We start from the raw sequence: 1,725 nt of genomic DNA on the forward strand, positions 1-1,725 counted from the left end.
GGGGAGACGACGCGAGGGGCCGGCCGCGCGGGGCGGCGGTGCGAGCGCGTGCATGCGAAGGGGTACGCCGTGCAGCTCCTCGGCGATCTCGCGCAGGGAGGCCGCCGCATGGTCGAGGTCGTCGCGCAGGTCGAAGCCGTCATCGGTCTCGGTCTCCCGGGCCTTCTCGGCGGCTGCCTCGAAGAAGTCCGCGAGCCGTTCCAGGAGACCCTCGGTGGGGTGAAGGACGGGCTCGGTGAGCGCGGCGGCTTCCCCGACGGTGCGTGCGGCGTTGAGTCGGTCGGTCAGCTCCATGACGGCCCGGCCGTGGAGGTGACGGCCTTCGACATCGCTCGGGGGTGACGCGAGGGGAGAGGACGGCGGGCGAGGGTGGGTGCCGCTCAGGGGTTCCTCCGGGGTCAGTGCATGCGGGCGTCGGTGTCGAAGAGGGACAGTTCATGGGGGTGGAGGAGGTGTTGGACGACGAAGGAGCGTCCGGCGACCTTCCACAGGCCGCGCCCGCGGTTGAGGTGGGAGATGGCCTCGGTCTCCACCGAGGTGAGGCCCAGCAGCGAGGCGGCGGTGAGGATCTGGTCGGTCTCCTGCCGGTAGATGATGCGGGTGGAGCAGTCGGCCAGGAGCCCTTCGGCCAGGGCCCGGCCCCGGGAGCCCGCGTCGCCGGCGGTGAGCAGGTCGGACAGCCGGTGGATGACCATGAGGTTGGCGATGCCCAGGCCGCGGGAGAGCTTCCACTGCGCCTGCATGCGGGCCAGCAGGCCGGGGTGGCGCATCAGGCGCCAGGCCTCGTCGTAGACGATCCAGCGCCGGCCGCCGCGCGGGTCGGTGAGGGCCGATTCCATCCAGGCCGAGGCGCAGGTCATGGCGAGGACCAGGGCGGTGTCATCGCCGGAGCCGCCCAGCCGGGAGAGGTCGATGGTGAGCATCGGGCTGTTCGGGTCGAAGGCCACGGTGCTGGGCGCGTCGAACATGCCGGCCAGGTCGCCGTGGACCAGGCGCCGCATGGCGTGGGCGAGGTCGCGGGCGGCGTCCCCGAGTCGACCGGACATGAGGCCTGCGGCCTCGTCGAGCCGGTCGGGGCTGTTGAGGGCGGAGGCGATGTCCCCGAGCAGCGGTGTCCGGGCCGAGCCGGCCGCCCGGGTGACGACGGTGTCGAGGGCGACATCGAGAGCGGTGTGCTCCATCGGCAGCAGGTCCCTGCCGAGCACGGTGCGGGCCAGGGAGCCGAGCAGGAGCAACCGGCGCTTGCGGACCTCCCCGACCCAGTCGCTCTGCGCGACGGAGGCGGGGCGCGGCGCGGCGTCCAGCGGGTTCAACCGGCCGGGAAGGCCGGGGCCCAGCGCGACGGATGTGCCGCCGAGCGCGCCGGCCACGGGGGTCCACTCGCCCTTGGGGTCGCAGGGCACGTAGACGCGGTATCCGAAGGCGACGGAGCGCAGCGCGAAGGACTTCGCGAGGGCGCTCTTGCCCTGCCCGATCACCCCGGCCAGCAGCACGTTCGGGTTGGTGAAGCCCTCGACCCTCCCGTACAGGGCGAAGGGGTCGAAGCAGAAACTCGCCTCGGCGTGGACGTCCCGTCCGATGTAGACCCCCTCGGCTCCCAACCCACCCTCGGCGAGGAAGGGGTAGGCACCGGCGGCGATGGCGGTGGTCATGCGGTGGGCGGGCAGCTTGAGCCGGTTCCCGCGGGCCGAGGCGGGGCCGGGGCGCCCACCGGCCGGGTAGAGG

At 73.4% G+C, this 1,725-nt stretch carries 1 protein-coding gene and 1 pseudogene; both read right to left on the reverse strand.

Going from position 1 to position 1,725, the window contains the following annotated elements; translation table 11 throughout:
* A pseudogene (locus tag FOE67_RS24880) lies at nucleotides 1–294 on the reverse strand (hypothetical protein); the annotation flags it as partial.
* Between the two features lie 104 nt (nucleotides 295–398).
* On the reverse strand, nucleotides 399–1,725 hold a 1,327-nt coding region (locus FOE67_RS24885), incomplete at its 5' end, for a VirB4 family type IV secretion system protein (RefSeq protein WP_182667069.1).

The sequence above is a fragment of the Streptomyces calidiresistens genome, assembly GCF_014141525.1.
Taxonomy (GTDB): domain Bacteria; phylum Actinomycetota; class Actinomycetes; order Streptomycetales; family Streptomycetaceae; genus Streptomyces; species Streptomyces calidiresistens.